At 46.4% G+C, this 26,972-nt stretch carries 24 protein-coding genes; 12 read left to right on the top strand and 12 right to left on the bottom strand.

All coding sequences use genetic code 11. The annotated features are described in order from the left end of the window. Nucleotides 1-116: 116 nt before the first annotated feature. From ACFSR5_RS06250 to ACFSR5_RS06235, 4 genes are read right to left on the bottom strand one after another with little or no spacing between them, the layout of a single operon-like run. Entirely contained in the window at nt 117-1,214 is a 1,098-nt protein-coding gene (locus ACFSR5_RS06250) for a TlpA family protein disulfide reductase (protein ID WP_380901816.1), read from the bottom strand. 5 nt (nt 1,215-1,219) lie between these two features. After that, nucleotides 1,220-1,555, bottom strand: a complete 336-nt coding sequence (locus ACFSR5_RS06245; RefSeq protein WP_380901814.1) for a hypothetical protein — start codon at nt 1,553-1,555, stop codon at nt 1,220-1,222. A 5-nt stretch (nt 1,556-1,560) separates the two neighbouring features. Next, nucleotides 1,561-2,106, bottom strand: a complete 546-nt coding sequence (locus tag ACFSR5_RS06240; protein WP_380901812.1) for an RNA polymerase sigma factor — start codon at nt 2,104-2,106, stop codon at nt 1,561-1,563. Between the two features lie 8 nt (nt 2,107-2,114). Beyond that, a complete protein-coding gene (locus ACFSR5_RS06235) occupies nt 2,115-2,441 on the bottom strand; it encodes a DUF6249 domain-containing protein (protein ID WP_380901810.1) in 327 nt (108 codons plus the stop codon). Between the two features lie 948 nt (nt 2,442-3,389). Here ACFSR5_RS06235 and ACFSR5_RS06230 point away from each other — a divergent pair. Continuing rightward, on the top strand, nt 3,390-4,019 hold the full coding sequence (locus tag ACFSR5_RS06230; protein WP_380901808.1) for a hypothetical protein: 630 nt from the start codon (nt 3,390-3,392) through the stop codon (nt 4,017-4,019). A 222-nt stretch (nt 4,020-4,241) separates the two neighbouring features. Here ACFSR5_RS06230 and ACFSR5_RS06225 read toward each other — a convergent pair whose 3' ends face one another. From ACFSR5_RS06225 to ACFSR5_RS06200, 6 genes are all read right to left on the bottom strand, one after another. Then, nucleotides 4,242-5,069, bottom strand: coding sequence for a DUF4241 domain-containing protein (locus ACFSR5_RS06225; protein WP_380901806.1), 828 nt, complete (start codon nt 5,067-5,069; stop codon nt 4,242-4,244). Between the two features lie 166 nt (nt 5,070-5,235). After that, complete coding sequence (locus ACFSR5_RS06220; protein ID WP_380901804.1) at nt 5,236-6,636, bottom strand: leucine-rich repeat domain-containing protein; 1,401 nt, start codon at nt 6,634-6,636, stop codon at nt 5,236-5,238. A 554-nt stretch (nt 6,637-7,190) separates the two neighbouring features. Beyond that, nucleotides 7,191-7,535: a TfoX/Sxy family protein gene (locus ACFSR5_RS06215; RefSeq protein ID WP_380901802.1), complete on the bottom strand. Its 345-nt coding sequence runs from the start codon at nt 7,533-7,535 to the stop codon at nt 7,191-7,193. Nucleotides 7,536-8,071: 536 nt separating this feature from the next. Further along, nucleotides 8,072-8,509: a hypothetical protein gene (locus ACFSR5_RS06210; protein ID WP_380901800.1), complete on the bottom strand. Its 438-nt coding sequence runs from the start codon at nt 8,507-8,509 to the stop codon at nt 8,072-8,074. Between the two features lie 135 nt (nt 8,510-8,644). After that, on the bottom strand, nt 8,645-9,052 hold the full coding sequence (locus tag ACFSR5_RS06205) for a GNAT family N-acetyltransferase (protein WP_380901798.1): 408 nt from the start codon (nt 9,050-9,052) through the stop codon (nt 8,645-8,647). A gap of 74 nt (nt 9,053-9,126) precedes the next feature. Further along, a complete protein-coding gene (locus ACFSR5_RS06200) occupies nt 9,127-9,336 on the bottom strand; it encodes a DUF7660 family protein (protein WP_449325433.1) in 210 nt (69 codons plus the stop codon). A gap of 26 nt (nt 9,337-9,362) precedes the next feature. On the opposite strand from ACFSR5_RS06200, the gene ACFSR5_RS06195 reads away from it, so the two are divergent. Then, on the top strand, nt 9,363-9,635 hold the full coding sequence (locus ACFSR5_RS06195) for a restriction endonuclease subunit S (protein WP_380903181.1): 273 nt from the start codon (nt 9,363-9,365) through the stop codon (nt 9,633-9,635). A gap of 226 nt (nt 9,636-9,861) precedes the next feature. Here the strand turns inward: ACFSR5_RS06195 and ACFSR5_RS06190 are convergent, their stop codons facing one another. Next, nucleotides 9,862-10,611, bottom strand: coding sequence for a class I SAM-dependent methyltransferase (locus ACFSR5_RS06190; RefSeq protein ID WP_380901794.1), 750 nt, complete (start codon nt 10,609-10,611; stop codon nt 9,862-9,864). A gap of 16 nt (nt 10,612-10,627) precedes the next feature. Continuing rightward, nucleotides 10,628-11,641 carry a helix-turn-helix transcriptional regulator gene (locus tag ACFSR5_RS06185; RefSeq protein ID WP_380901792.1) on the bottom strand — a complete coding sequence of 338 codons (1,014 nt, stop codon included), beginning with the start codon at nt 11,639-11,641 and terminating at the stop codon, nt 10,628-10,630. A 540-nt stretch (nt 11,642-12,181) separates the two neighbouring features. On the opposite strand from ACFSR5_RS06185, the gene ACFSR5_RS06180 reads away from it, so the two are divergent. The 10 genes from ACFSR5_RS06180 to ACFSR5_RS06135 all read left to right on the top strand — a co-directional run bounded on the left by ACFSR5_RS06180 (nt 12,182) and on the right by ACFSR5_RS06135 (nt 26,852). Beyond that, nucleotides 12,182-12,430, top strand: a complete 249-nt coding sequence (locus ACFSR5_RS06180) for a hypothetical protein (RefSeq protein WP_380901790.1) — start codon at nt 12,182-12,184, stop codon at nt 12,428-12,430. Between the two features lie 282 nt (nt 12,431-12,712). After that, complete coding sequence (locus tag ACFSR5_RS06175) at nt 12,713-13,108, top strand: VOC family protein (RefSeq protein ID WP_380901788.1); 396 nt, start codon at nt 12,713-12,715, stop codon at nt 13,106-13,108. Between the two features lie 467 nt (nt 13,109-13,575). Continuing rightward, nucleotides 13,576-16,800, top strand: coding sequence for a SusC/RagA family TonB-linked outer membrane protein (locus ACFSR5_RS06170; protein ID WP_380901786.1), 3,225 nt, complete (start codon nt 13,576-13,578; stop codon nt 16,798-16,800). A gap of 17 nt (nt 16,801-16,817) precedes the next feature. After that, nucleotides 16,818-18,782 carry a RagB/SusD family nutrient uptake outer membrane protein gene (locus ACFSR5_RS06165; RefSeq protein WP_380901784.1) on the top strand — a complete coding sequence of 655 codons (1,965 nt, stop codon included), beginning with the start codon at nt 16,818-16,820 and terminating at the stop codon, nt 18,780-18,782. Between the two features lie 31 nt (nt 18,783-18,813). Further along, on the top strand, nt 18,814-20,019 hold the full coding sequence (locus tag ACFSR5_RS06160; RefSeq protein WP_380901782.1) for a DUF4959 domain-containing protein: 1,206 nt from the start codon (nt 18,814-18,816) through the stop codon (nt 20,017-20,019). A 34-nt stretch (nt 20,020-20,053) separates the two neighbouring features. Then, nucleotides 20,054-21,295 (top strand): DUF4998 domain-containing protein, encoded by a 1,242-nt coding sequence (locus tag ACFSR5_RS06155; protein WP_380901781.1) that lies wholly within the window; start codon nt 20,054-20,056, stop codon nt 21,293-21,295. 13 nt (nt 21,296-21,308) lie between these two features. Further along, complete coding sequence (locus ACFSR5_RS06150) at nt 21,309-22,346, top strand: family 43 glycosylhydrolase (RefSeq protein ID WP_380901779.1); 1,038 nt, start codon at nt 21,309-21,311, stop codon at nt 22,344-22,346. Nucleotides 22,347-22,500: 154 nt separating this feature from the next. Next, nucleotides 22,501-23,073, top strand: a complete 573-nt coding sequence (locus ACFSR5_RS06145) for an RNA polymerase sigma factor (RefSeq protein WP_380901777.1) — start codon at nt 22,501-22,503, stop codon at nt 23,071-23,073. A gap of 278 nt (nt 23,074-23,351) precedes the next feature. Further along, nucleotides 23,352-24,080 carry a FecR family protein gene (locus ACFSR5_RS06140; protein WP_380901775.1) on the top strand — a complete coding sequence of 243 codons (729 nt, stop codon included), beginning with the start codon at nt 23,352-23,354 and terminating at the stop codon, nt 24,078-24,080. A 150-nt stretch (nt 24,081-24,230) separates the two neighbouring features. Then, nucleotides 24,231-26,852 carry a TonB-dependent siderophore receptor gene (locus ACFSR5_RS06135; protein WP_380901773.1) on the top strand — a complete coding sequence of 874 codons (2,622 nt, stop codon included), beginning with the start codon at nt 24,231-24,233 and terminating at the stop codon, nt 26,850-26,852. The last annotated feature ends 120 nt before the right edge of the window (nt 26,853-26,972 follow it).

Genomic DNA, 26,972 nt, shown 5'->3' with positions numbered 1-26,972 from the left:
CTCCTTGACGGTAAGAGCCATAAGTCGTGCTAGCCCCCCTTGATGATGGGACGAGTTTTCCGCTGGCGCGAGCTTGCAGCTCGTGCCCAGTTATGCGCTGCCCTTCCGTATGGTCCCTACAACCTAGTTGAAAACAGGTGGTCAAGATACTTATAGAAATCTGCGCTTTCGCCTTTGAATAGGTTGAGGATCTTCCCATTCGGATCAATAATAATTTTCGTGGGAAATGTATCTATCTGAAACTTGCGGGTGAGATCCTCGTTTTGCGAACTGTTTAAATACTGCGGCCATGTTAGTTGGAGTTCGCTAATCGCCGATTTCCAATTTGCTACTTCGTCTCCACAAGCAATTCCAATGAAATTTACTTTATCTCCATATTTTTGAACGTATTCCTTCATTTTGGGCATGCCCGCTATGCAGGGTGCACACCAACTGCCCCAAAAGTCGAGTACCACGTACCTACCCCCCAAACCCTTTCCGTCAATTTGTGCTCCGTCCAAATTTGTTAGGCTGAAATCCGGAGCCTTTAGACCTTCTTTCAACTTCGCAAGCATGTTCAGCCTATCTTTCACGTCTACGAGATAAGTAGCGTTTAATAAATCGTCATTGAAGAGATGGACGATCTCATCCATTTCTGTTGCTTCCATATCGCGTAAGTAGTTTGCCAAAACAAATGCCCCAACGATGTTGTCGGTATTCTCCCGGACAAATTCCTCAGCCACTTCCGTTTCAATAGCGATAATTCGATCATACACATGTTTGTATACCGCTTTCTCCGCATCTGTTTTCCCTTTTACATAGCTTGAATCGATCACGCTTCTAGCTATTTTAACCAGGGGATTGAATCGACTTCTAAACTCGTTGTACTTGGACTGCGCTTTTGTATCACTCATCGTTACCTCGGCTCTGCTAAAATCCTTAAATTCGGATTCCATGTGTACTATCCCGGCGCCGGTGAAGAAATCCTTTTTCGCGTACTCGTTTGATCCACGCTTCATAGCAACGACTGTGAGCAGTTCGGGATGCATCATCTCCCTTTGGAAATGAAATTCTCCAGTTAACGAAAACAGCGTGTCTATGCGTATGCCATCGCCAAATAAAATCATTAAGGAATCTGGGGTATGAATTTTACCTTTAACAGTTAATGTTTGGGCAAAGGTTGCCCCAGCCACGATACCGTGAAGTATCATGATCAAGATAAATAAATGTCGCATATCAGCTAGTGTTTAACGATTAATTTTAGGATACTATTGATCTGAAAGAGAATAAATACTACAAAAAATAGTTGGAAAAGAAATGCCGTATGCGACAATGAAATAGGAAATGTGTGTTGTATTGACTCCATGAGAAAATCAAACTTCCAATAGCCAAGCGAGATTCCAAGAACAAAAAAAAGAATACTCATCACTCTACTTTTAGCGAATTGTTTCCGCTTCCAATTCTCGTGCTCTATCTTATTCCGTAAGTCCTTTTCAAAGCGATCGTTCGTAATGGTCAGTTTTCCCCGGGCCATCATTCTGAAAAATAGATCATCATCTGTAGGTTTTTCTGCCATCTTTGTTAAAATTTTGATTTCGTTAATAAATTCATCATACGTAGCATATTTTTTCTCCCTCGGTGGAGCAGCACCTTCGTATTCGCTTCAGACCATCCCGTGATTTCCGTGATGGTCTTTATATTTTGTTCATCTAAGTAAAACAAGCGTAGGGCCAAGCTTTCATTCGGGTTCAATCTTTTTAGCCCTTCCTTAATCAAGGCATCCTGTTCCTCCTGTTTTATTACGTTGAAATGATCCTCATCCATCACCTCCGTATTCAACTCCTCGTTGCAAAAGATAATCTCTTTCTTTTTTTTCTTAAGGTGCAGGAACGATTCATTCACGACAATACGATAAAACCACGTGCTGAACTTTGAATCCTGTTTAAAACTTTTGATGTTTTTATACGCTTTTATAAATGCATCCTGTACCACGTCCTCCGCGTCCTGTTGATCTTTCACAATAGAACTTGCTATTGAAAATGCCATATCCTTATACGTATGAATGATATAGTTAAAAGCTCCCGTGTCCCCCGCACAGATTTTTTTGATATAGATTTCCTCCAGCATGCTATGGGTTACTTTCTTTCTATATAATTAGCAATAATTAAGGATACCGCACCGGCTATACTCAAAATTCCGATAGGGATAGAGCCTGGCCCGTTCAATAAACCATTTTTTGCTAATAGGCCGATAAGAAGCAACCCTAAGCCTAAACCCAGTATGACTATTCCCAATTTTAGCCAAGGAAATTTCAAAAGCTGTTTATCTTTTTCGGTATAGATTCCCTTTTCAATCATGAGGATGCGTTCCTTATGCCGCGCTTTATGAACGAAATACCACGTTAGAAAACCAAACAAAAGGAGAATAAACAGTACGGCGATGAATGTAATTAGTCTTTCCATATTACTTTTTAGGCATATGATTATCAAATTACGTCAAAGGTTACAAAAAACAAAAAATACACAGGGCATGCAGAGAACGACACCGTTTCAGCGGATCATAAATTGGGTCGAGAAGAAGGGTTCGGAAAGATCAGGGAACGAAATAGGAGAGGACGAGAAGCAGAGAGCTTATAAAAAGATCTGGTGCCCAGTGTATGGCTTTGATATGTTATAGTGCAACTATCGGGCTGTATTTGACAGAGAAAGGCAGAGTATAATGCACACTATGACCTTGTCGTTTTATTCTCCATGGCTATTGTATTAATTCTCTACGCACTGCGTAAAGAATCTCCGTGATCCCAATCTGATCCACGCGTGCTTTCTATAGTCCAGCAGAATTGAAAAAGCTAAAGTAAAGATTATTCCCCATCCACCGGGTATCATCGTTCTGCCAATGTCCAGGAATAGAGAGATTTGCATATACTTTTGGTTACCCTCATGCTAATAGATGAGGCTTCCGTGATGGCTAACCACGGCGCATATATCCATGTTGACGCATGTTGATGCTGGCGCGAGTTTTCAACTGTCGCGAGCTTGCAGCTCGTGCCTTGGTTGCTGCCGTTCCGTTTATACGAGCACGAGCCACAGGCTCGCGCTAGCTCCCCTTGATGCTGGGACGAGTTTTCCGCTGGCGGGAGTTTTCAACTCGTGCCTTAACTGTATTAAAAAAACACAACTTCTTGTATAATATGACAACAAATATATCGTAACTGTGCTTAATTCGGACATAACCCTTACGGGCATCTAATTGGTTTTACAAGGCTCGCTAATCGGACTCTAGTGACTCTTCTTCCAGATTTGATGAAAAATAAATAATGTAGACGTTAGCCGTGATGAAATAGCTGTTCTACTTGTAAATTTCAATAATACTTTCTATTTTTAATTTAATTATTAACTAAGAATGAACTTATGAAAAGTCTTATTTTAATGGCTATTGCTGCATTTGCATGTAATATAGCTAAATCTCAAGATGCCCACGATTATGATCTGTTGGAATTAGAAGCGGAAAAGACAAATGTCTATAACGTTAATGCTTGGAATACCAACTTCACTATTCCCTCCATCCGTGTTAACTTCAAAGGCAATGACGCAGGCAATAATGCTAATGTCGTTGCTTTTAATTCGGTAGGGGCTGGCATTAGTTTTGGTAAGGGGCGGTTGGTTGTGTCGACTGATAAAAGCAAACAGGTCATCGCATCGAAGTATAAAAATACGTTTTCTGTACAGACTGGAGTATTATTCGCTATATCTAGCAATAGTTCCGATGGGGAATCTTCAAATGTGTTTGCCCCTGTTTTAGGGTTCAATGTGTTGAATTTCAATGTTTCATTAGGATATGAACTTGGCAATAAATCATATCAACAAAAACCCATTTTTTTAGCTATATCGTACAATCTGGCGATATCAGATATTGTTCCCAATAGCTTTCATTTGGTGCGAAAGAAGAATGATGGTAAAAACGTAGACAAAAGTGCTCAAGACTATGACAAATACATGAAATATAAACCATTAAGCGCCGGGTTTGGAAATGGTCAATAGTAATAATAACTAAGATTCGTGTACATGGCATAAAGAAGGTTTGAGAGCCATTTCGTTGGTGACCTTTCTTTTTATTTTTTTATAAACATGGTTATTCCGTGCTGGCGCGAGCTTGCAGCTCGTGCCCAGTTATGCGCTTCCCTTCCGATTATACAAGCACGAGCCAAAGGCTCGCGCTAGCTGTGTCATAAGGGCCACACTGCGGCAACGTTGTTGGTTTAGCTACTTTCCAATGTTCCACCATAAGACGATACCAAAGTCAGTTAACAATTGCGATATTTTACCGACGCTGTCCCTCCCGATGTATGTGGTGTAAAAACCATCCCCATATCCTGTAGAGTAGAAAACGGCTTTATGATTTTGAAATGCGTAGTTTTTGTAAACTTCGAACTCTTCCGAAAATATTTCCTCCCATTTTTGATCGAGAATACTGTCTAAGCTATTCTGCGCTATTTGGTCGACAAAGAGTCCTATACCAGCGTCGACCCCATAACCGTATCTATCTGTAGACTTGATGGAGATGGAGAGCTGTCCGGGTAGCAATGCGAACTCCCATTGTTTGACAGGATTGTCCGAAAATCTTATCCTTGCGAATGCGACCCTGCGATCCTTATTGCCGTTGATGTTCGCCATCGCCAGTTCGACAGGGAACTCTCCGATAGGAAATTGTTCTTTAAAGGCTACGGCGTTACTCAATGTAAGCGGATCGGTTGCGATAATTTTACCCGATGGTATGTTGAGGTTTCCTGCAGCCATCATATCAAACGTTATTTCCACTCCCAGTTGGCTAACCTTTGTCTCTGGTTTAAAACTCCCTTCAAATATCTGTGGGAATGCTAGCGATGTATTCCGAATAGCCACTTTCGGTATGGTATCAATCCAATCAAAACCGACGGGTTGAGCAGGAATGCCGCTATTATTTTGTAGGGGCTTATTTTGCAAATCACAGGAAGATAAGACAAGAGCAGTCAAGCAAATTACTACTTTCCTATTGTATATCGCTGCTAAATAAGCAAATTGCAATGCTAAATTACAGTATGGCATCATCATCTATCGTTAAGACGCAATATAAGGAAATACACCTATATTTCTGAATTGCTCGTATACGTCGCGATTATTGAAAGGACGAAGTCTTTGGTATTTTTAAGTTTATAAAATAGGACGAAGAACGCAAGATTCTATCTGAAAAGTAACTTATTTCGAAGAACACTAGCATCTAATTAGTTTTCTTTTCCCGCCGGGTCTGAAAGCTGATCTTGCAGTTTGGTAGCCATTTTTTTAAGTTGTCCTTGTCCTTCTGCGTTAGGTAATCGTCATCAATCCGCATGGCTTTCAACTTGGTCAATCGGGATATATTTGGGGAAATATATTGAATTGGATTGTCCCAAATTTCAAGTTTTTCTAAATGTTTAAGATCAGAAATATTGTCCGGTATGCGGTCTATTTCATTATCAAATAGTAAAAGTTCCTTTAAATTTCCAAGAAATCTAGTCTCCGCTGACATGCTTTTGATCTTGTTCGAGTATAGATCAAGTGTTTCAAGCTTGCTTAATCGACTATCGATAAATGAAAAATCGGTAAGCTGATTATCGTGTAAAGAAAGCCAAGTTAGATTTGGTATCGATTTGATGCGCTCGGGGAATGTTGCCAGCCCATTCCTTGATAAGTCAAAATGTTCCAAACTGTCCAATAGAGAAAGATCGCAATTGATCTGTTTAATACCTGTCTCTGCAAAGGAGACACTTTTAAGGCGTTTAAGTTGTGTGATTTTGCACGGGAATTCAATGATCGGATTAACAGCCATAATCAAGTGTTCAAGGGAGGTGATCTGAAGAATCTGTTCAGGCACATCATTGAAGTTATTACCAGTCAATATTATCTCATACAGGCTGAATTTTTCAAGGCCATCCGGAAGTGACGTCAAGTCTCTATTTAAAAGCCGTAGATGTTGACCGTTGCCATCTGAAGATATCGCACGATCTAAACTCTTATACATGCTTGTTTTCTTGTTCGATGCTATTTCATTGCACAAGGAAGTCATTAGATCTTTAACCGCTGCGCTCTCGCTTTCTATTTGAAAGAGCCAAGCTTCTATCTTACTGTCAGAAACGATACAGTCCATTTCTGAATTAGGATTCCAAATGATGTGTTCAGGATCAATCTCTGTATTGTTGGAGAATGCAAAGCGAACTATATTGGGAACATCTTCCATTTTTGTAGAGGTGATGAGTATCCCATCATCAGGGATGATAATTGTCTTCTTCCAAAACATTGTTTTGGGCAGTTCGGGATAACCTTCGATGCCAAAAATAATACCGGCCTGCCCTTTAAATTCCTTTGGGAAAACGATCTTATTGTGTTCTTGCCATTCCATATAAGCCACAAAGAACGTTGATATGTACAGCATTGTACATATAACCTGCCCAGCCCAAAAGATTCGTCTATTCTTTGAAAAGCTTCTAATCGCATAATCAATGAGGTACGAAGTTAATCCAACCCCGGTTAGGATCAGGCCTAAAACAATGAGGTAACCATATGTCAGAACTGTAATCAAGATTCCGATCGCGATGGCTAATAATCCCAGTATTTTCAAAGGGGAGTTTACGAGTCGTTTCATGGTCGTTTTTATGGCTATACTTGCAGTTTGTTTTTACAACCCATCCTTTGCAAAACTTGACTAATTTCTTCTTCTCTACCAAGCCTTCGTCGATGGAATGTCCTTCTGTTTACACATGATAAATGTACAAACATGTTTTCACTATCACGCGATATAACCGTGGAATAATGAGTTGGCTTTACGATAAAAGGTTGAAAATATCCGGCAAGACAAAACTGCAAAGTGATTACTGAACCGAAAAAGGATGAAGAGGCGGAGTATCTTCATATACAGAGCTTTTACGCATCGTCCTGACTACCCACTAATTGGGTCATTTATGCTGGCGTGCGTTTTCCGCTGGCGCGAGCTTGCAGCTCGTGCCTATTAGTCGAATACAATGCTGCGCATAGGTTTCATTATTTTGGGCTAATACATTTGAGTTATGGAATCACAGGTATTTTGGGGAAGGGTATTCACTCTTTGTTCATTGGTAGCGGTGTTACCTTAGTACATGGTGGCGACAGCCGGAAAGTATCAGCTCAGCGAAAGTAAGTAATTGGCTCAGTTTCCATTTTTCATTTTTTCTTGGAAGCTTTTGCAGTTGGGTTATAGTCAAGACAGATTTTTATCCAATATTCAAAATCATCGGGGTTTTGAAAACCGATAGGTTCTACATAACAATAGCCCTTTAGTTGCTTTCCTTTCATAATCATGGGTAAGAAACCATTCTTTGTTGAAACCTCATCTTCCAGTTCAGCGTTATATCGACACATCAGATTGTCATGGCTGATATTGATACACATTTTCCCATTCACAAGAAAAGCTAGTCCGCTAAACATTTCCTTTTCTTCAACTTCAATATTTTCTTCCATGGCAAGTCTTTCACGGACTCGATTGACAGTTTCATTGTTATAAGCCATTACTTCAGTGTGTTTGTATTTAAAATTATTTAAAAACTACGTTTACGGTAGGAGGTTACTCTGAAATGAAAGTATACATCAAGTTTTAACTATCAAATACAGATTTGATTTTTACATTTCTATCACATACTCCCAATGATGTTCTGTCTGGTCATTACAGAGAAAACCCTCGTATTTACTTCATCAGCAAGTTGGTTTTGCACTAGTTTCCTTAATTTTGGCCCCATAGTACTTGAAAATCCATATTTACTCCAATTATCTTCCATAGATTTCTATTTACGTGTTGAGAGTACTCTTTTCAATTTTATATTAATAAATCACAATTTGAGCTCCATTCTTTGAAGATCATCGTTGTACAACAGCTACCCTTGTTGTTGGTAGTAATTTAATGTATAATTTTAAAGTTAAGTTTGTTATTCCCTATTAAAAGGATTAATTCTTCGTTCGTGATACTTCCTTCAATTTCGTTTGGTAAAACAACGCCAACTGGATGTCCAAAATTTAGGTATTCGGTGCTATACATATTTCCTTTCGAATCAATCAATCAATCGTTCTGATTCATTCCATTCATACCCAACATAATCAACTTGGTTTACCAATTCTTCAATCGTTTCTAGCTCAATAATGTCTCTTGGATTTTTTAAATCAATTATTATTGAAGGAAACACGGGGGGATCAAATTTGTCAGTGCTTTTCCAGTTTTTTAAGTATTTGGAATGTATTTGCACAAGTTCGTTGAAATCTTGTTTGTCATATATACTCCACATATCGTTAAACAGCTCTATATCTATGTCCTTTACGGGTTGAATGGAGTTTAAATTTAGTTTCGCGTCACTTAATCCTCTTATTGAATGTTTAAAAACATCAAAGGGAATCTTCCTTGTAACTGAATTATTTATATCGTCAATTTCTATCCACCAATAGGCAACACGTGCAAGTTTTTTTAATCTATTATATTCAGCACGTTTGCCCATAAATAAATAGTAAAACCAGTTCCTCTTCCTTTGTGGGTTAGAATCTAGCAAGGAATTGTTATATGATATTTCTAATGTATGTATCATTCCATTATTACTGACAATATTTGCTTGAACTTTGCTATTTCCTATACTTTAATGGTCACCTCCAGAATAGATCCACATCGGCTCTGTTTGTCCTGCTCGTTCAAAACCGTTCTTTTTATAAAATTCAATAGCCTTACCGTCAGCAGTAAGCATCTGCATATGAAAACCCTTATAAATCTCTTGCATTTTATCCATAATCAAACGACCAACCCCCTTGCCTTGATAGGAGGGTAGCACTAGTAGATGTGGATAATATACCACGAGATACCCATCAGAAATAGCATTGCCGAGACCTACTAATGTTGTACCATCCCATGCAGTGATCAAAGAATGCGAATTCAAGAGGGCTTTCATCAGCAGTTTTGGTTTTTCCGCTGCTGTCCATTTATTAGCTTGGTAAAGTTGCAGAACGTCATCTGCATTCAAATCTCTATTGACACTAATCTTTATGTTCATATGTTATTCCGTAGTTTTCGTCGGTATATTTTGTAAATGCTCTTCGCTCGTAAATATGCGAACATTTTGTATTATTACTCGTAAACTTTAGCTCCCCTGAAAATATCGGCAAATGTTGACCAAGCAGCTTTTTCAGCATCTACATTTGCGTTTGTATTATCATAATATCCTTGGATATCTTCTGTATATGTCGCTAAAGCTTCCAGAAAATCAGGTAAGGTTTTGTTTTCCCAGGTTTCAGAATGTTGGAGCAAATCCTGGCGCAACACACCAAGAAATTTGATGAAACTCTGTCTGTCTCTTACGTTAAATTCATATAATTGATTATATTTTAAATTGGCTTTTAGCTAATGAAACTAAGCTTCTAAATATGGTAACTGGTACTGGTATTGGAGCTGGAAAATTAGATCTACAAGATCTTAAAGAGTTAAAAATTACAATTCCATCATTATTCGAGCAAACGAAAATAGTTTCTTTACTTTCACTGATCTCTAAACGTATCGACACCCAAAGCAAAATAATAGAGGGTGTAATAACGAGTTGGTGTCTTCGTTTTCGGACGTGTCAGCGTGGCGCGCCCTGATCGGGAAATGGGTATGGGCGGGGCGCGCATGGGTTGTAGAATACCGCGTGTCTTTACGTCCGTTGATGTGTACCGCTATGGGGTTGCCGATCTGTCCTTTTTCGAATTCCATAACAGACAAATTTCGGGGGAAGGACAAACATAGGGTAGGGGTTGAAACGACAAAATCACGCATTTTTAGGCTGAAAATGTCGGTTCAACTCCTGTTTTTGAAAAAAGCGAGGGATCAGGGAAGGGGGCGTGCTGTTTTTTCTGCAGAGATGATCAGCATCATAGGCCGCCGGCACTCGTCTGCCATATCGGCCACCTGAGCTAGCATTTCTTCGCTTGGCTGCGGCTCGATAACGCCTTTGATCGCAAAGCCATGGGCCAGTAACGCTGCGAAATACGTGCTCAGTGTCCGGTGGTATTTAACGACGTTGTGCTGCAAAAAATGTGTTTCCCGTTTCCCTTCTTCAAAGTAATGGTCGACGGGCCAATGTGCTTTTGCTCCTGTATCGTCGTAGGCCCAATCCTGCTCGGCCATGGCCGTGAATACGGGGTGTTCAACGGAAAATACGAAACTGCCGCCCGGACGGAGCCAACGGCTGATATTCGCGCACAGCAGGTCCATGTTTGGGACGTAATGAAACGTGAGGGAACTGATCACGCAATCAAACGCCTGTTCCGGAAAGGTGATATCTTCCACGGCACTCCGGATATAGGTGATCCCCGGGAGATCGTTGATCGCCTTCGCCTTGCGGAGCATGTTTTCGGAGAGATCGACGCCGGTGACGGCCTCAGCTCCGTTTTCAAGGGCATACCGGCAGTGCCAGCCGAAACCGCACCCCAAGTCAAGTACGGTTTTGCCCTCGAAACTTGGGAGCATCTTTTTCAGTGCGGGCCATTCGCCGGCGCCTGCTAGTCCGTTGATCGAACGGTTCATCTGTTGATACTGTTCGAAGAAGGGCTGTTCGTCATATGCGTTCTGTTTCATGCGTGTCTGTGAATGTTCATCGGTTCAAGATACAAAATTCGTTGTTCGCTGGTTCGTCTTGCCATGGGTTGAACCGACCACATGGCCTTATTTGGGACCGGAATTCTTTAAAGGTTTTCCGAAAATAACTTTCATCGCCATACCCCATAAGCGCGCATACTTTTTTGATCGGCATGTGCTGCTGCTCGATAAGTTCCTGTGCTTTTCTTAGCCGCACTTGGGCATGGTACTGACGGATCGGAATGCCGTAATATTTGTGGAAACTGCGCTGCAAGGTGCGCTCGGAAAGGGAGACGATCTGCGCCAGGGCCTCCATGTTCAGTGCAGCGGTATAGCCTACCGTGTCGATATGCCGTTTCACCAGGTAGCTTTTGCCCATGCCGGTAGCTGCGGTCAGTGCTTCGTAATGGTTCAGGCCTAGCCCCATATGATAGGCCAGTGCCTGTTTCTGGAGAAAGGCGTTGTCGATGTTAAAGTGGAGCACGGCGCGTAACCAGGTGTGGATCTCCTGGTCAATGGCGTAGCAGGGAAGGGTATCAAAGCGCCTGTTGGAGTGAAAGAGATCGTGCACGGCTTCCGCAAGTATAGGTCGTTTGTCTACCGCAGATGCCATCCAGTGCGGCGCCACGGAGACAATAGCGACAGCGGACTGCCCCGGTTGGCAGCGTGCGCTGTAATGTCCGGTTTTCAGCGCCGACAGGTGAAACGTGCAGGGCGGGGCCTCGAGAATGGTTTCGCCTTCGGCCGTAAAGAAACCTACGTAGCCGTTGAGCACAAAATTAAAGAAGATACTGTCCTGGTCGATGCAGTAGCCGATCGGGAAATCCTCGTGCGCGTCCAGCTGGTAGGTATCGATCCGAAAATCGTCGTAATGGAGTTTCTGGTGGATCAGCCGTGCGTTGTCCAGCTCCACCAGCGTGGCTTTTTGTGCAACGTGTATGGGGTAGCGGCAGTGCGAAAAATGCTTGCCCGTGATGTCCGTAATGCGTCGGATCGGTGTGGGCAGTTTCAGTTTGTACGCGTCGTTCATAATTAGTTTATTCTGTTTTTTTAAGCAAAAATTTTACCAAAGTTTTTCAATGATTAGCGATATATATCGAGCTGCAAGCTCGCGCTAGCGTAAGTGATGTGTTGTAGTTGATTGTATTTCTACCAGAGCACGAGCTGCAAGCTCGCGCTAGCGTATGTAATGGGTTGCTGCTGATTGTATTTCTACCGGAGCACGAGCTGCAAGCTCGCGCTAGCGTATGTAATGGGTTGCTGCTGATTGTATTTCACCGGAGCACGAGCTGCAAGCTCGCGCTAGCGTAAGTGATGTGTTGTAGTTGATTGTATTTCTACCAGAGCACGAGCTGCAAGCTCGTGCTAGCGTATGTAATGGGTTGCTGCTGATTGTATTTCACCGGAGCACGAGCTGCAAGCTCGCGCTAGCGTACGTGATAGGCTGCTGCTGATTGTATTTCTACGGAGCACGAGCTGCAAGCTCGCGCTAGCTAAATTCGAACGTGCTTCCACGCCTTCAACGGGATACATTTTCTATTTTTATCTTTTTTTTGTATCTTAGTTTGCTATGGATTTAGCACGAATAACGAAAGATAGGCTTAAAGAAGCGCAACGTAACGGCTACACCGCAATCATCACTACGTTTAACGCCGACCCATTAAAACCTACTTGGATTTTTGAAAAAATAGAAAAAGAGGATTTCCCGCAAGTTAAAAGAGAACTGGAGCAAACGTACCAATTGTGTTACTCCATTACGGAAGCCTTAGAAACGATAGATGATTATCCGTTTATCGGCATGGTCAACCTACCAAACTAAAATAAATCGATTATTGTGGTTTAATGTAGCGAGCACGAGCTGCAAGCTCGCGCTAGCGTATGTAATGTAGGTTGCTGGCGCGAGTTTTTAACTCGTGCCTGTAGTTGATTATACCTCTACCGGAGCACGGCGAGCTGCATCCTCGCGCTAGTTGCACCTCGGGCTAGCGTACGGTAAGCAATTGATGTGTAAGCAGAATCGGGATTTTTTTGAACCATCCCGCGGTTTTTTGGTTCCTTTAGTAGGTTACACGGAAGCGGAAGCTCCATAAACAGAAACAGGATGCGAACATTTAAACCTGATGGTTATCAAGCTGTTTCTCCGTATCTCGTGATGCAGGAGGCAGACCAACTGATTGATTTGATCGAACGTGTATTTGGCGGGCGCCTGCTGCGGCGCTTTGACCGCCCGGATGGGAAAGTCCTCCACGGAGAGGTCAAACTCGGCGATTCCGTAATTATGTTTGCTGAGGCGAACACCGATTACCCGCCGATACCGGCACTCCTGCATGCGTATGTTGCCGATGTGGATGCGGTGTACCAAAAGGCGCTGGCCTACGGTTGCGAAGGATTGGAAACGCCGGTGCGCAAAGAAGGGGAGCTGGATAAACGGGGGATGTTTCGGGATTTCGCCGGCAATATGTGGTCGGTCGCCACGCAAGAGGAACAGACGTCTTAACGTTTGACAAGCTCCCTAAACGTTAGACGAACGTTTTTTTATTCCATACGCCCGTAGGTACCTACGACGATGAAACGGCGTCCTGCCCTTACAGGATGTTCGAACCCGAATTGTACCCTTGAACGAAAAATAAACTACTTCCTGAAAACTCAAAAGCTCCTGCAGACTGCTAAAGACGAGGTTTTTAGCAGCTGCCGACCCTGTGGCGAAGCATCGATGAAAAAATAATTAAGCGTACTGTTGACATTTATATTTTTTTGTATCATATTTGTGATAAGATATTATAAACCGAAAAAAAATAGACACAAGTATTAGCACCATTAACACCAAAAGGTAAGTAGTTTTTCATAGGCCTTAAAGGAACTTTACTTTCCATTTTTTTAAATGTTATTATAACATTTAAACAGCTATTACTATGCCTAATATGAACAGCTAAACAAGAGCGCTAACCATTTAATTTTTAACTTATGAGGTATCTATTTTATTTAACCTTATGCTTCACGCTGCTGAATCCGGTGTTTGCCGACGTCTATGCGCAGGATCAGATCGAGGTGAAGGGGGTAGTCCGCGATTCGACCGCCGGGTTGCCGGGAGTTTCCGTTAAAGTCGTGGGATCGTCTGTGCAAACGGTGTCTACCGACGGATTTGGCCGGTTCAGCCTACGAACGGACAGAAAAGCAGACATCACGTTTTTCTCCGTCGGTTTTAAGCCGAAGACCATCAAACTAGCTAATGAAACCGTGGGTAAAAACAATGTCCTGGAGCTCGATGTACAGCTGATCTCCGACGAATCGGCCATCGAAGAGGTCACGGTGACGGGCTTCGGCGGGACGCAGAAAAAAACCAGCATGGTGAGTTCGATCACCACAGTCAATGTAAAAGACTTGAAAACGGCTTCTTCCAACCTGACCAACGCCCTGGCCGGACAGGTAGCAGGGATGGTCGCTTTCCAGAGCAGTGGCGAACCGGGACTCGGTACCGACAATTCCACATTTTATATCCGGGGGCTTTCGTCGTTCGGAACAGGAAAAATGGATCCACTCATTCTGATCGACGGAGTCGAGTCGTCGCCGACAGATATGGCTCGCCTGCAACCGGATGATATCTCGGACTTTTCGGTATTGAAGGATGCTGCCGCCGCGGCAGTGTATGGTGCTCGCGGTGCCAATGGTGTGGTATTGATCAATACCAAAATGGGTAAGGATGGAACGCCGCAGTTTAACTTCCGTGCAGAGGGCCGAGTATCCTCCAATACAAAGAACTTTCAGTTTGCAGACAACATCACGTATATGCGGATGGCCAACGAAGCCGTGCTGACACGAAATCCGACGGCAGCGGAACCGTACTCACAGAACAAGATTAACAGCACGGTGGCCGGAGCGGACCCGTATCTGTTTCCGAACAACAACTGGCTTGACCAGCTGCTCAAACCATACACCTTTAATCAAGGCTATAACCTAAACGTAACAGGGGGATCGCCTCGTGCTCGCTATTATATTGCGGGAACCTACAATAAGGATAACGGGATCTTGAACGTGGAGCCGATAAACGACTTCAACAGCAACATCAGTCTCAGCAACTATTCGATGCGGATTAACGTAGATTTTAATGTTACCAATTCGACGACGGTTATTGCACGTATGTATGGGCAATTTGACGATTACACGGGGCCTATTGGGGGATACAATGAGCGTAACGAACGGATCTCGGGGGGTGAACAGACGTATCGGAATGCCCTCAATGCGAATCCGGTTATGTTCCCCGCGGTGTACCCGGCGTCGAAGCTGCCCTTTATCGAACACCCGTTATTTGGATCGGCACAAACGCGAAATTCTGACCTAAGCCTGAGTTCGACAATGTATGTAAACCCCTATGCTGAGATGGTGAAAGGGTATCAGCAGTACAAAACATCGAATCTGATGCCGCAGATTGAGGTGAAGCAGAACCTGGCATTTATTACGCCCGGATTGTCTGGCCGGGCGATGGGATACCTCCGGCGCATGTCGTATTACCGGATCAACCGGAACTATATACCTTTTTATTATGAGGCGATGGTGAACCCGCAGGATCAGTCCTACAGCTTGAGGGCGTTGAATGATGGATCGGTCAATTCCCTGCAGCCGGTAGGCCGGGAGAACTTAGATTATGTACAGGACGCCAAGGATGTCGACTCTCGGCTTTGGGCAGAAGCAGCGCTGACGTACAACCGGACATTTAAGGAGAAACATGCTGTAGGCGGCATGTTGATCTCGTACCTCTCCAACTACGAAACGGCCAATGCCAACAACGTCATCCTCTCGTTGCCTGCACGGAACTTGGGCGTATCGGGGCGCTTCTCGTACGGGTTTAAGGATCGGTATCTGGCCGAATTTAACTTCGGGTACAACGGATCCGAACGTTTTGACAAGAGCAAGCGCTGGGGTTTCTTTCCATCGTTTGGAGTAGGGTATCGCTTGTCGGAAGAAGAATTCTTCGAACCCCTGCGTTCGGTCTTCTCCAACCTTAAAATCCGGGCTACATATGGTATTGTCGGAAATGATGCGATTGGTAATGCCAACGAACGTTTCTTTTATCTCTCGAATGTCAACCTGAACAATACGGCTTATGGGGCTTCCTTCGGACGGAATGATGGCAGCGGGGTATATTCGCGGAACGGGGTATCCATATCCCGCTATGCCAATGCTGGTATTACCTGGGAAGAGTCCCGTGTCCTGAATGTCGGATTGGATATCGGCATTGCCAATGCACTGGATATTGTCGTGGAAGGATTTAGCCAAAAGCGGAGCAATATTTTGCAGCCGAATTCCGGAATTGACCATGCGTCGGGATTGATGGCCATTCCCGTTTCAAACTATGGAAAGGTAAGTACCCAGGGAATCGATGTGTCCATGAACTACCGGAAAAATTTCTCGGAAAGCTTCCGCATGGATGCTCGTGGGACATTTACCTATGCCGCGTCGAAAATCGATCGAATCGATGAGCTCCCGTATCCCACAGAACTGCAATACTTATCCCGGAAGGGGTATTCCATTAATCAGCAATGGGGATATATTGCCGAACGGCTCTTTATAGACGACGAAGAGGTAAGCAATTCTCCGCTACAGTTCTCGGATGCCCAACTACGGGCCGGCGACATCAAATACCGCGATATCAACCAGGACGGACAGATCAATACCGACGATATGGTCGCACTGGGCTATCCAACGGAGCCGGAGATCATTTACGGGTTGGGATCGACATTCGCCTACAAGAAGCTGGATTTCGGTTTCTTTTTCCAAGGCGCCGCTCGGTATTCGTTTTTTATCGATGCCCAACAGATTCAACCTTTTTATCAAAGCAATGGCTACCAAACCGGATTGTTAAACGCTATTGCGAGTGATTATTGGTCGGAAGCGAATCCGAACTCGTACGCGATGTGGCCGCGGCTGAGCAACAACCGGGTTCCTTCCAATACGCAACAATCGACCTGGTGGCTGCGGAATGGTGGATTCTTACGCTTGAAAAGTGTCGATCTAGGGTATACCATTACCGGACTGCGCAAATGGCATATTCAACATGCGCGGGTTTACCTTTCGGCAACCAATCTGTTTGTGATGAGCCAGTTTAAGCTGTGGGATGTGGAAATGCGCGGCAAAGGGATGAATTACCCGTTGCAGTCGGTGTACAATCTCGGTGTCCAAATTAATCTATAACGTTAACGTACGTAACCATGAAAAAGAATAAAGTAAAATCTTCCATACCGAAAGTTCTTGGACTTGCCCTGCTGTTTGCTACAGCGGGTATGTATTCGTGTACCAAGTACCTGGACATTGTGCCCGACAATATTGCGGTGATCGAACACGCCTTTAAGCTGCGTACAGAAGCTGAAAAATACCTGTTTACGTGCTACGCTTATCTACCTAAGCACGGCGACGGTTGGTTCAATGCGGGGATGATGTCCGGTGATGAGATCTGGCTGCCACAGGATGATCAGGTGCATTGGCATCCGGCTTTCCGTATTGCACAGGGACAGCAAAATGTCGGAGCTCCGCTGTTCAATGAGTGGGGAGGCGACCTTAAGGGAGGCGATGGGCGATTCAATTACTTACGTTTGTTTGAAGCCATCCGCCACTGCAATATCTTTTTGGAAAATGTGGGCGATGAGACGAAAGTCCCTGACCTGCCGCTTGCCGAGCGCGAACGTTGGTTGGGTGAAGTGGAGTTTTTAAAGGCATATTATCATTTCCATCTTTTTCGGATGTATGGCCCAATTCCGATCGTAGACGTGAATGCCCCAGAATCAGCTACACCAGAGGAGCTGTACTACAAACGCCAACCTGTCGATGCGTGTGTGACGTACATGTCTGACTTGTTGGACCAGGCAGCCGCCAAGTTGCCTCCGCGCATCGTAGACGAAAACACGGAGCTTGGCCGGGCGACAAAAGCCATTGCCCTGGCCGTAAAAGCACGGTTATGGATGCTGGCTGCTTCTCCACTGTTTAATGGCAATGCGGATTATGCTGCCGTACGGGATAAAGAGGGGGTAGCCTTATTCAATCCGACGTTCGACGGAACCAAGTGGGAGAAAGCGCGCGACGCTGCAAAAGCGGCTATTGACATGGCCGAGGAGAATGGTGCGGCGCTGTATACCTACACCAATGACCGCCTGAACCTGAGCGAAGAAACGAAAACACAAATCAGCATTCGGAGCGCAGTCACCGAGCGCTGGGGCGCCGAAGTGGTATGGGGGCTGTCCAACAGCTATTTTGTAAACGAAGCATTGTGTATGCCGCCACTGGCGCGGGGAAGCAACGTAGACCGGTTTCAGTTGCAAGGGGTGTGGGGTGCGCCCATTAAAATTGCGAAGCAGTACTACAGCAAGAACGGGGTGCCGATCGAAGAGGATAAAACGTTAGATTTCGGCAACTATATGGCGCCGCGTACGGCTGTAGCGAGCGAACGTTTTTATGTGGAACCTGGCTACGTGACGGCTCGCCTAAACTATGACCGCGAACCGCGTTTCTATGCAAGCTTAGGCTTTGACGGCGGACGTTGGTACATGAAAGATGGAAGGACCAACGGAAGTGATGAAGAGGGCATGTATGTGCAGGCGAAGAACGCGGAACGGTCGGGCTTCGGACATTTTACCAACTGGAACGAAACAGGCTATTTTATCAAGAAGTTGGTGCATTGGGAATCGACCACCAATACCACCAATGCGCCTACATGGAAAACGTACCCGTGGCCGGAAATACGCCTGGCGGAGCTGTACTTGTCGTACGCCGAAGCGCTCAATGAAGTGCAGGGCGGATCGAGCGAAGCCATACAGTATGTAGACCCTATCCGGACACGGGCAGGTTTGCAAGGTGTCGTTGCGTCGTGGACAGCATTCTCCAGAAATCCGTCTAAGTATCAATCGCAGGAAGGTCTTCGTGCCATTATCCAGCGTGAGCGCCTCATTGAACTGGCCTTCGAGGGACAGCGGTTTTGGGATCTCCGTCGGTGGAAACAAGCGGCCGAGGAGCTGAATAAGGACATCACGGGCTTCACCATGATCGGGAAAACCCTGGAGACCTATAATGTGGAAAAGACAATCTTCAACCAGACCTTTATCGCTCCGCGCGATTACCTATGGCCGATAGGGAATTACGAAACGAGAAGAAATCCTTTGTTGGTCGAAAATTTAGGCTGGTAAGAAATAAGCATGCTTCATTAAGAATACAAATATGAAACGACATAACATCATTCGATATATTGCCTTGCTGGCACTGTTTGTACTGGCTACGGCCTGCAAACAGGAACTTGAGTTTCGGACTCCGCATGGCGACAACAGTGAAAAACCGGGGGTTGTGACGGATGTAGCCGTGACCAACCTGCCCGGAAAAGCAAAAATTACCTATAAGCTGCCTAAAGATGCCAACTTACTGTATGTAAAGGCGGTGTATCAATACGGTACGGGCGAAAATGCGGAGGTAAAATCGTCTATTTTTGTTGATACGCTTCTTGTCGAAGGCTTTGCCGACACGGAACAGCACGATATTACACTGTATGCTGTCAGTCGGAACGAAGTGCTTTCGGATCCGGTGGTGGTCAAGGTGAAACCCCTGGAAGCTCCCTTCAGAAAGGTTTTTGAGTCTATACAGGTGGTAAATGCCTTTGGGGGTTACAATCTATCGGCGGCTAATCCGACACGGGATAATATCTCCATCATCGTGATGCGCAAAAACAGCTTTAACGAGTTTGAACGGGATAATTTTAAATCGGTCTATACCAAAACAGATGAAATCGTATCAAAAATCAGGGGATTGGATACCCTGGAACAAGAGTTTGCGATCTATGTGAAAGACCGTTGGGGAAATAACTCGGACACGCTGTTCAAGGCGGTAAAACCTATTTTTGAAGAAAAATTGGATCCCGGCAAGTTTCGAACGTTTGTACTGCCGGGCGACGCTCCGCAGGTGACCAATGGTGCTGCGCTCCAATACGCATGGGACGGTCGCTTGGGCTGGCCGTACACGAGCTTTACGCATCAGATCAACGGAGGCGATCAACCGCACATGATTACCTTTGATACCGGGACGCTGGCACAGATCAGTAGGATCTGGATACGCCCGTTTCCGGAAGGTGTGCGCTACTACTACCTGAGTACCATGAAGCGATTTGAAATCTATGGTTCGGCCAGCCCATCCTTGTCAGGCGCATTGGATGCCAGTTGGACGCTGCTCGGCAGCTATGAGGTCGTGAAGCCCTCGGGCCTGCCGTACGGTACGGATAATGCAGAGGATCAAGCCACGGCAGCAGCTGGTTTCAACTGGGAGGTGGATTTACAGGCGCCCAAAGTACGCTACATCCGTATCCGTTGTTTGGAAAACTTTGCAGGAGGAACGGCGCAGAGCATCAACGAATTAGAAGTATATGGCTCTGCCCAATAAGGTGCCGGGTCTGAAACGAATAAACTAGTAAGCTATGAACATCCAATATATAAAAAAGATGGTGCGTGTGTTGCTCCCCATCTGTGTCTTGGCCTTTTGCCTATCCTGTTCAAAATGGGATGAGTTTAAGGAGTATATCGATGAAGGGGAAATTACCTATGTAGGAAAACCAGACTCGGTACGTATCCTTTCCGGTAACGAACGGGTGAAAATAAGGGCTATACTGAAGCCCGATCCGAAGATCAGTGAAGTGCGCGTGTTTTGGAACGACGGGAAAGATTCGGTAGGGGTTCCGCTGGATGCCGCGATGAAAGAATCGCGTGTCTTCGAATATGTGCTGCCTATGCCCGAAGGGATAGTTAGCCTCGCGTTGGTCACTTATGATGAGCTGGGGAACAGATCGGTCGTCGTGCCGGTGGTGGGGCGCTCCTTTGGTTCCCGCTATCAGAATGGGTTGAACAACCGCTTGATCGGCAACGCGGTGCTGAACAACGGCCAGGCAGTGATCGACTGGCTTGAGATGGATCTCTCGGCCGGACCATTTGCTACCGAAATAAAATACAAATCAACGACCGGACAAGAGAAAGTCGTGCGGGTACCGCTGGCGAGTATGCAAACGATAGTAACCGATATACAGGAAACCGCGAAAACCGTAGACTACCGAACGCTTTTTTTACCCCAATCGACGAGTATCGATACCTTTGCCACGACCTATAGAACCATTGGTCTGGCACGGGATGTTACTGCGCAATACCTCAAAAACACGGCGGTACCTATCGAAACGACTCAACGGTCGGACCGTTGGGGGATTCCGGCGCATTGGCAGACGAACCTCGCCGTACGGAACTTTAAAGATGCGAACGGGCACTATTTCGGCGGTGTCGACTATTGGTTTAATGGGCCGTTTCTCGCTATGGAGGCGGGGTGGTCTGCTGATAATATGGCGAGCATAACGAACGGGAAGATCTACCAGCAGGTCAACCTCCCGGCGGGCTTCTATACCTTCGAGATGGATATTCCGGACTGTACGGCGGGTGGCGAATTCTATACAGTGGCTGCGGAGGGAGATGGTTTGCCGAATGGGAGTGATGTGGGTGGAGCGCTGGCCTTTCTGAAGACAAACACCGTAGGCACACATAAGCTCTCCTTTACGCTCGCACAATCCACAACCGTGTCGTTGGGTTTTGTCGGAACACTTCCAAACAAGGGGGCTGGCGATGGGACATTCTGGCGGATTACTGCCGTGCGGTTGAAACAGACACTGCTGGTCGAATAGATAAAACCATACCATGAAAGATATGAAAATAAACAATTTACTACCATGTGTGCTGGGCGTGTTGTTATGGACAACGGGTGTGGCGCAGCAACGACTGGGGGAGGTCATCGTGCACGATCCGGTGCTGATCGTGCAAGAGGGGGTATATTACCTTTTTGCGACCGGTCAGGGTATTTCCGTGATGTCGTCGACGGATCTCCACGAGTGGACGGCGCATCCGCCGGTGTTCAGCGATCCGCCGGCTTGGGCGGTAGAGGCTGTGCCGACATTTACAGGCCATATTTGGGCGCCGGATATCAGTTACCACAACGGACGATACCTGCTCTATTACAGTATATCAGCCTTTGGGAAAAATACATCCTGCATTGGATTAGCAACGACTCCAACGCTTAACCCGAATGATCCGGACTACAAGTGGACGGATCATGGCCGGATTATTCAATCTTTTCCGGGCAAAACGAACTGGAACGCGATTGATCCTAATTTTATCCGGGACGAAAAAGGAAATCCTTTCCTAAGCTTTGGATCGTTTTGGGATGGACTGAAGTTGGTGAAGTTGGGAGCAGATGGGGGCAGCATAGCGGAGGATATACAGGGAATTCCCACCATAGCGAGCCGCAAAAGGCATCCTTCGGCATCCAATCCGCCAGCTATAGACGACAATCCGAAAGATGCAGGCGGAAATGCCATCGAGGCACCGTTCATTTATAAAAAAGGGGCATACTATTATCTATTTGCTTCCATTGATTACTGTTGCAAGGGACCGCGGAGTACCTACAAGATGATCGTGGGACGTTCCAGCCGGGTTACAGGCCCATATGTGGATGACCAGGGCGTGGATCTGGCAAAGGGCGGTGGCAAACAGGTCTTGGACCCGGATCCGCGGTGGTACGGTGCGGGGCACAATGCCGTTTTGGAAAACCGTGGTCAGGAGTACTTGGTTTTCCATGGCTATGATGCGCAGGATGGCGGCAAACCAAAGCTCCGGATTGAAAAAATGACGTGGGATAGTGCAGGCTGGCCCGTTGTGGAAAAAGTAAATAGCCTGTAAAAACGCGGAGAAACAAGCAGGGACTCCGTTTGTAGCGCATATGAACGGTATTTCTTGTTTTTGGAACGCTGTCGAGAGCCGGTCTGTCAAAAAACAGACCGGCTCTTTATTTGGAATTATTCCAAATAAAAGGTAGCTTTACCGAAATTGTTCGATGATGCGAACCCCTAAATTTTTCAAGAAGGAAACCGAACAGCAGGTCATACGCCGGTTTATCGAAGGTGATGAACGGGCTTTTGCACGGGTATTCAGACAGTATTGGAAAACGGTGTATGCCTTGTGTTTTCGGTATACCGAATGCCATTCGGACGCCGAAGATATCAGTCAGGAGGTCTTTAAAACCTTGTGGGAAAAAAGGGAAGGGCTGGATATACATACGCATTTCGAAAATTACCTCGTCCGGGCGACAAAAAACCGGATGCTTAACTATTTTAGGGGGCAGCAAAGCCGACAACAGCATGAGGAAGCGGTTGCCCAGCAAACCGAGCTGGCTCAGCCGCTACTGAACACGGACTTCCTGCTGCGTGCCGAGGAGCAGCATGGCTACTTGATGGCCCGCCTACCGGAAAAATGCCGGGAGGTATATCGGCTCAAATATGAGGAGGCCCTGACGAACCAGGCCGTGGCCGATCGTATGGGAATCAGCATCAAGACCGTCGAATACCATCTCCAGCAGGCCAAAAAGGCTCTTCGAACCGGCCTGCTCCAACATATTGAATTTTTATAACGAATGGTTTAGGGTTTCGCCTTCCAGATGTGTCTTACTCTTAGAATGCAGGATAAAAACACATGGACGAAAAGGACGTAGGACCCGAACTGTTGAAAAAATATGCCGATGGCACATGCAGCCCATCGGAACGCCTCTTGGTGGAACGGTGGCTCGACAGCGGTGCGGTCGAACCGGATCACGGGAAGGTCTTCGAAAACCTCGACGCCCAGGCCATCGAACGCAGGTTATGGCGGGCAGTTCGTGGAGCAACGCCTGCGCGCACGATGTACCGCCCCATGGCCATCGCAGTCGCTGTGGTGCTCGTGCTGTCGGTCTTGTCGATCGGGCTCTTCGTTCTTCGGCAGGACGTGGTGACGCCTCCATCATACCGTTTACACGTATGGCATACGGATCCCGGACAGCGGTTGACGGCTAAACTTCCTGACGGTAGTACGGTGCAGTTGTGCGGAGAGAGTACGCTCTGGTATCTGGTTCCTTTCGATGCCCGGACGGTCGTGCTACATGGCGAAGGTTTGTTTGAGGTGGTGCGCGATCCGGCCCATCCGTTTTCAGTGAAGACAGCCAAGGGAAAAGTCGAAGTGCTGGGCACGTCGTTCACCGTCCGATCCTATAGGGAGTCGGCAGAGACAACGGTCTCGGTGTTGCGCGGCTTAGTGGCTTGCACAGCCTATGGCAGCAACGGATCGGTACACCTGCACCCGGGGGAGGCAGTGCGTTTCTCCCGCCAAACGGTTTCCGACAAGGTACATATGCCTACCGCTGAAATGGGCTTGTGGACACAAGATGTCCTGCATTTTGACCATGCGCCATTGCCGCAGGTGCTGGCGGATGTAGAACGCTGGTTCGGTGTTCGGATACATGCCGGAACGGGTGTGGACCAAACGGCAGGAACGTTCCGCGGTACCTTCACTTCGCCCACGATCCAACAGGTACTGGAGAGTATCTGTTTTAGCTTGAACCTGCGTTATCGGCTAGACGGACACGATGTATACCTCTATCCTTAATATGTACGATATAATGAACCAACCGATTTGTATATGCCTCCCTAAACCCAAAGAAACACCCGTGTAAAAAAGAATCCGGCACCCCATCGCCAAACGTTGTGCCGGAAACAAATGAAACAACCCGTAAGCTATTTATTTCTATACAAAAATATGCAAAGTATCTTAAAACGCATGAGCTTGGCTCATATCCTATTTGTTATTATCAGTTTATCTATGCCCGTGCATGCCCAGACAGCTTCGGATGCTAGCGGCATCACCTTGTCCCTACAGCAGGTATCTGTTGAACAGGCCTTAAAGGCCCTGGAAAAAGAACATGGTCTCCGGTTCTCGTATTTTTCGGAACAGCTCGATCAAACCAAGCGCGTAACCATCCGTGCCACAAATAAACCACTAAAAAAGGTACTTGAAGAGGATCTTGGCCTGCATCCAGACAGCTACCGGATCGAAGGGCAATACGTGCAGATCCGGGCACAGCCCCGGCAGGCGTCTCTCCGCGGGCGCGTCATGACGGCGGAAGGAAATGCGGCTCCGTTTACGACGGTCAGTGTCCTGCATGGTAAATCCGTGATGGCCAATGCGGACGGTTATTATGAAATCGATCCGATACGTACCGGAAGACAAACCGTTCAGGTGAAATTGGTAGGTGCGGAGCTCCTGACACGCGAGGTACGGGTGCAGGAGGGGGTCAACACGCTGGATGTCACGCTCTCCACTTCGGCTCAACAGTTGAACGAGGTCTTGGTCGTCGGCACGAAGTACCAGGTGTCGTCAAAAAAAGAAAGCGAAAGTGTCGCACGTATGGATCTTCCTTACCTGCAGAATCCACAGGTGTATAGTGTGGTGGATAAGGAGTTGATCAAGGAGCAATTGGCCATTACGCTCGACGAAGCCTTCCGCAACGTGCCGGGCGCAGCGCCTTCAAAGACGGGTGCGGGTATGCCGGCGTTCTTTTCGCGTGGTTTCCAGACATCGGAAAATTTCAGGAACGGCATGGCGACATATCTGCGGACGGGTATCGATCTGGCCAATGTGGAACGTGTCGAAGCGATCAAGGGGCCAAGCTCGACGTTCTTTGGCGCACAAATGACGTCGTTCGGCGGGATTATCAACTACATCACCAAAAAACCACACGATACCTTTGGCGGAGAGGTGGGCTTCACGACCGGAAGCTGGAATTTAAATCGTTTGACGGCGGATATCAATATGCCGGTAACGGCCAATAAGGATGTGTTGGTTCGCTTAAATGCGGCACGGCAGCAGGAAAACTCGTTTCAATACCAAGGGGGCAGTGTATCGATGTTGTTTGCGCCGAGTATTTCGTACCGCGTAAATGATCGGCTGGAGCTGTCCTTGGACGCGGATTTTTCGAGTAACAAAGGGGTTACTCCGGCGGGCTGGTTTATTGCCAACGGTTTGCAAGAGACGAGTTTTAATGCCCTGAATCTCCCGTATCGCGAGTCTTTGAACGACAACTCGTTGGTAAGCAAGCAGCAATCGAGCAACATCTTGCTCCAAGGGAACTACCGGATCTCAGATCACTGGCAGTCGGAAACAAAGTATGCCTGGGGAAATGGGGCGTACGATGATTTGTATATCTTTGATATGATCTGGCGCAACAGAGATTCGGTAGACCGTATCCTGCGGGCTTTTACGGATGAGAATACGGCGCGCCATAACTTTCAGCAGAACGTGAAGGGTGATTTTCAGATCGGTGGTGTGCGCAACCGGGCGGTGATCGGGGTGGATTGGGTCAGTAATTTGCGTTATACGCGGTACGACGGACTGGGATACGGAGCCAAGGTGTTTGAATCGGTGGATCTTAACAGGCTCGCTGAAGCACCGGTCATTCGCCTGGAGGATGTGCAGGCCATTCTTGCCGCACGCAATACGGGCTTTAACCAGACAAACCAAGATACGTACGGTGCATATATCGCGGATGTCCTCACGTTTTTCGACCGCTTGCATGTTTCCCTGGGCTTGCGCTTCGACCGTTTTGTCAACGGGGGCACATACAATACCTTGAGCCGTCAGCTGACGGGCGACTATACGCAACATACGTTGTCGCCCAGGCTGGGATTTGCCTTGGACATCGTGCCGGAGCGGATATCGGTTTTCGGGAATTATTTGAATGGTTTTAAAAATATCGGAAACCAGATTCAGCCTGATCAGAGTGTGTCGGTGTTTAAAGCACAGCGGGCAAACCAGCTGGAAGGGGGGACAAAGATCGCATGGGGGGCTAAGCTTCATGCCACCTTGACGTACTACCATATCCAGGTGACCAACAGCGTGATGAACCGAATCGTGGATAATATGAATTTTTATTTTCAGGAGGGGGAACAGAAAAGCGAAGGGTTTGAGGCAGAGCTGATGAGTAATCCGCTGCCCGGCTTCAACGTGCTGACAAGCTATGGCTATAACCACAACCGTTTCCTGAAAGCAAATGCGAGCGTGGAGGGAAAACGGGCGCTAGGCACCCCCGAACATGTACTCAATGCATGGGCAACTTATGCGCTGCTGCATGGTCCGCTCAAGGGATTGGGGTTCGGAACAGGCTTTACCTATGTGTCGGATTCGTTCCTCGATGCGTCCAATAAATTTGTGTTGGACGGCTACCAACTGCTGGATGCCACCGTATACTATAATCATCCTAAATTCCGGCTTAGCGTGAAAGGCAATAACCTGCTGGATAAGCGGTATTGGGTAAGCGATGGGTATTACGCCCGCCCGCAACGCCCAGCGAATTTTCTCGCTAGTGTCGCGTATCGGTTTTAACCGCGGGAGTACGAGCTAACCCCTCGCGTTAGCTTTCTTATCGAACGTGCTGGCGCGTGTTTTTATCGTGTTCTTCAACGTAAAAAAAAATAAAAATGTGCAAACGAAAGGCGTTGTGCA

Source organism: Sphingobacterium suaedae (assembly GCF_042684625.1).
Lineage (GTDB): Bacteria > Bacteroidota > Bacteroidia > Sphingobacteriales > Sphingobacteriaceae > Sphingobacterium > Sphingobacterium suaedae.
This window is presented reverse-complemented; position numbering and strand designations above follow the sequence as displayed.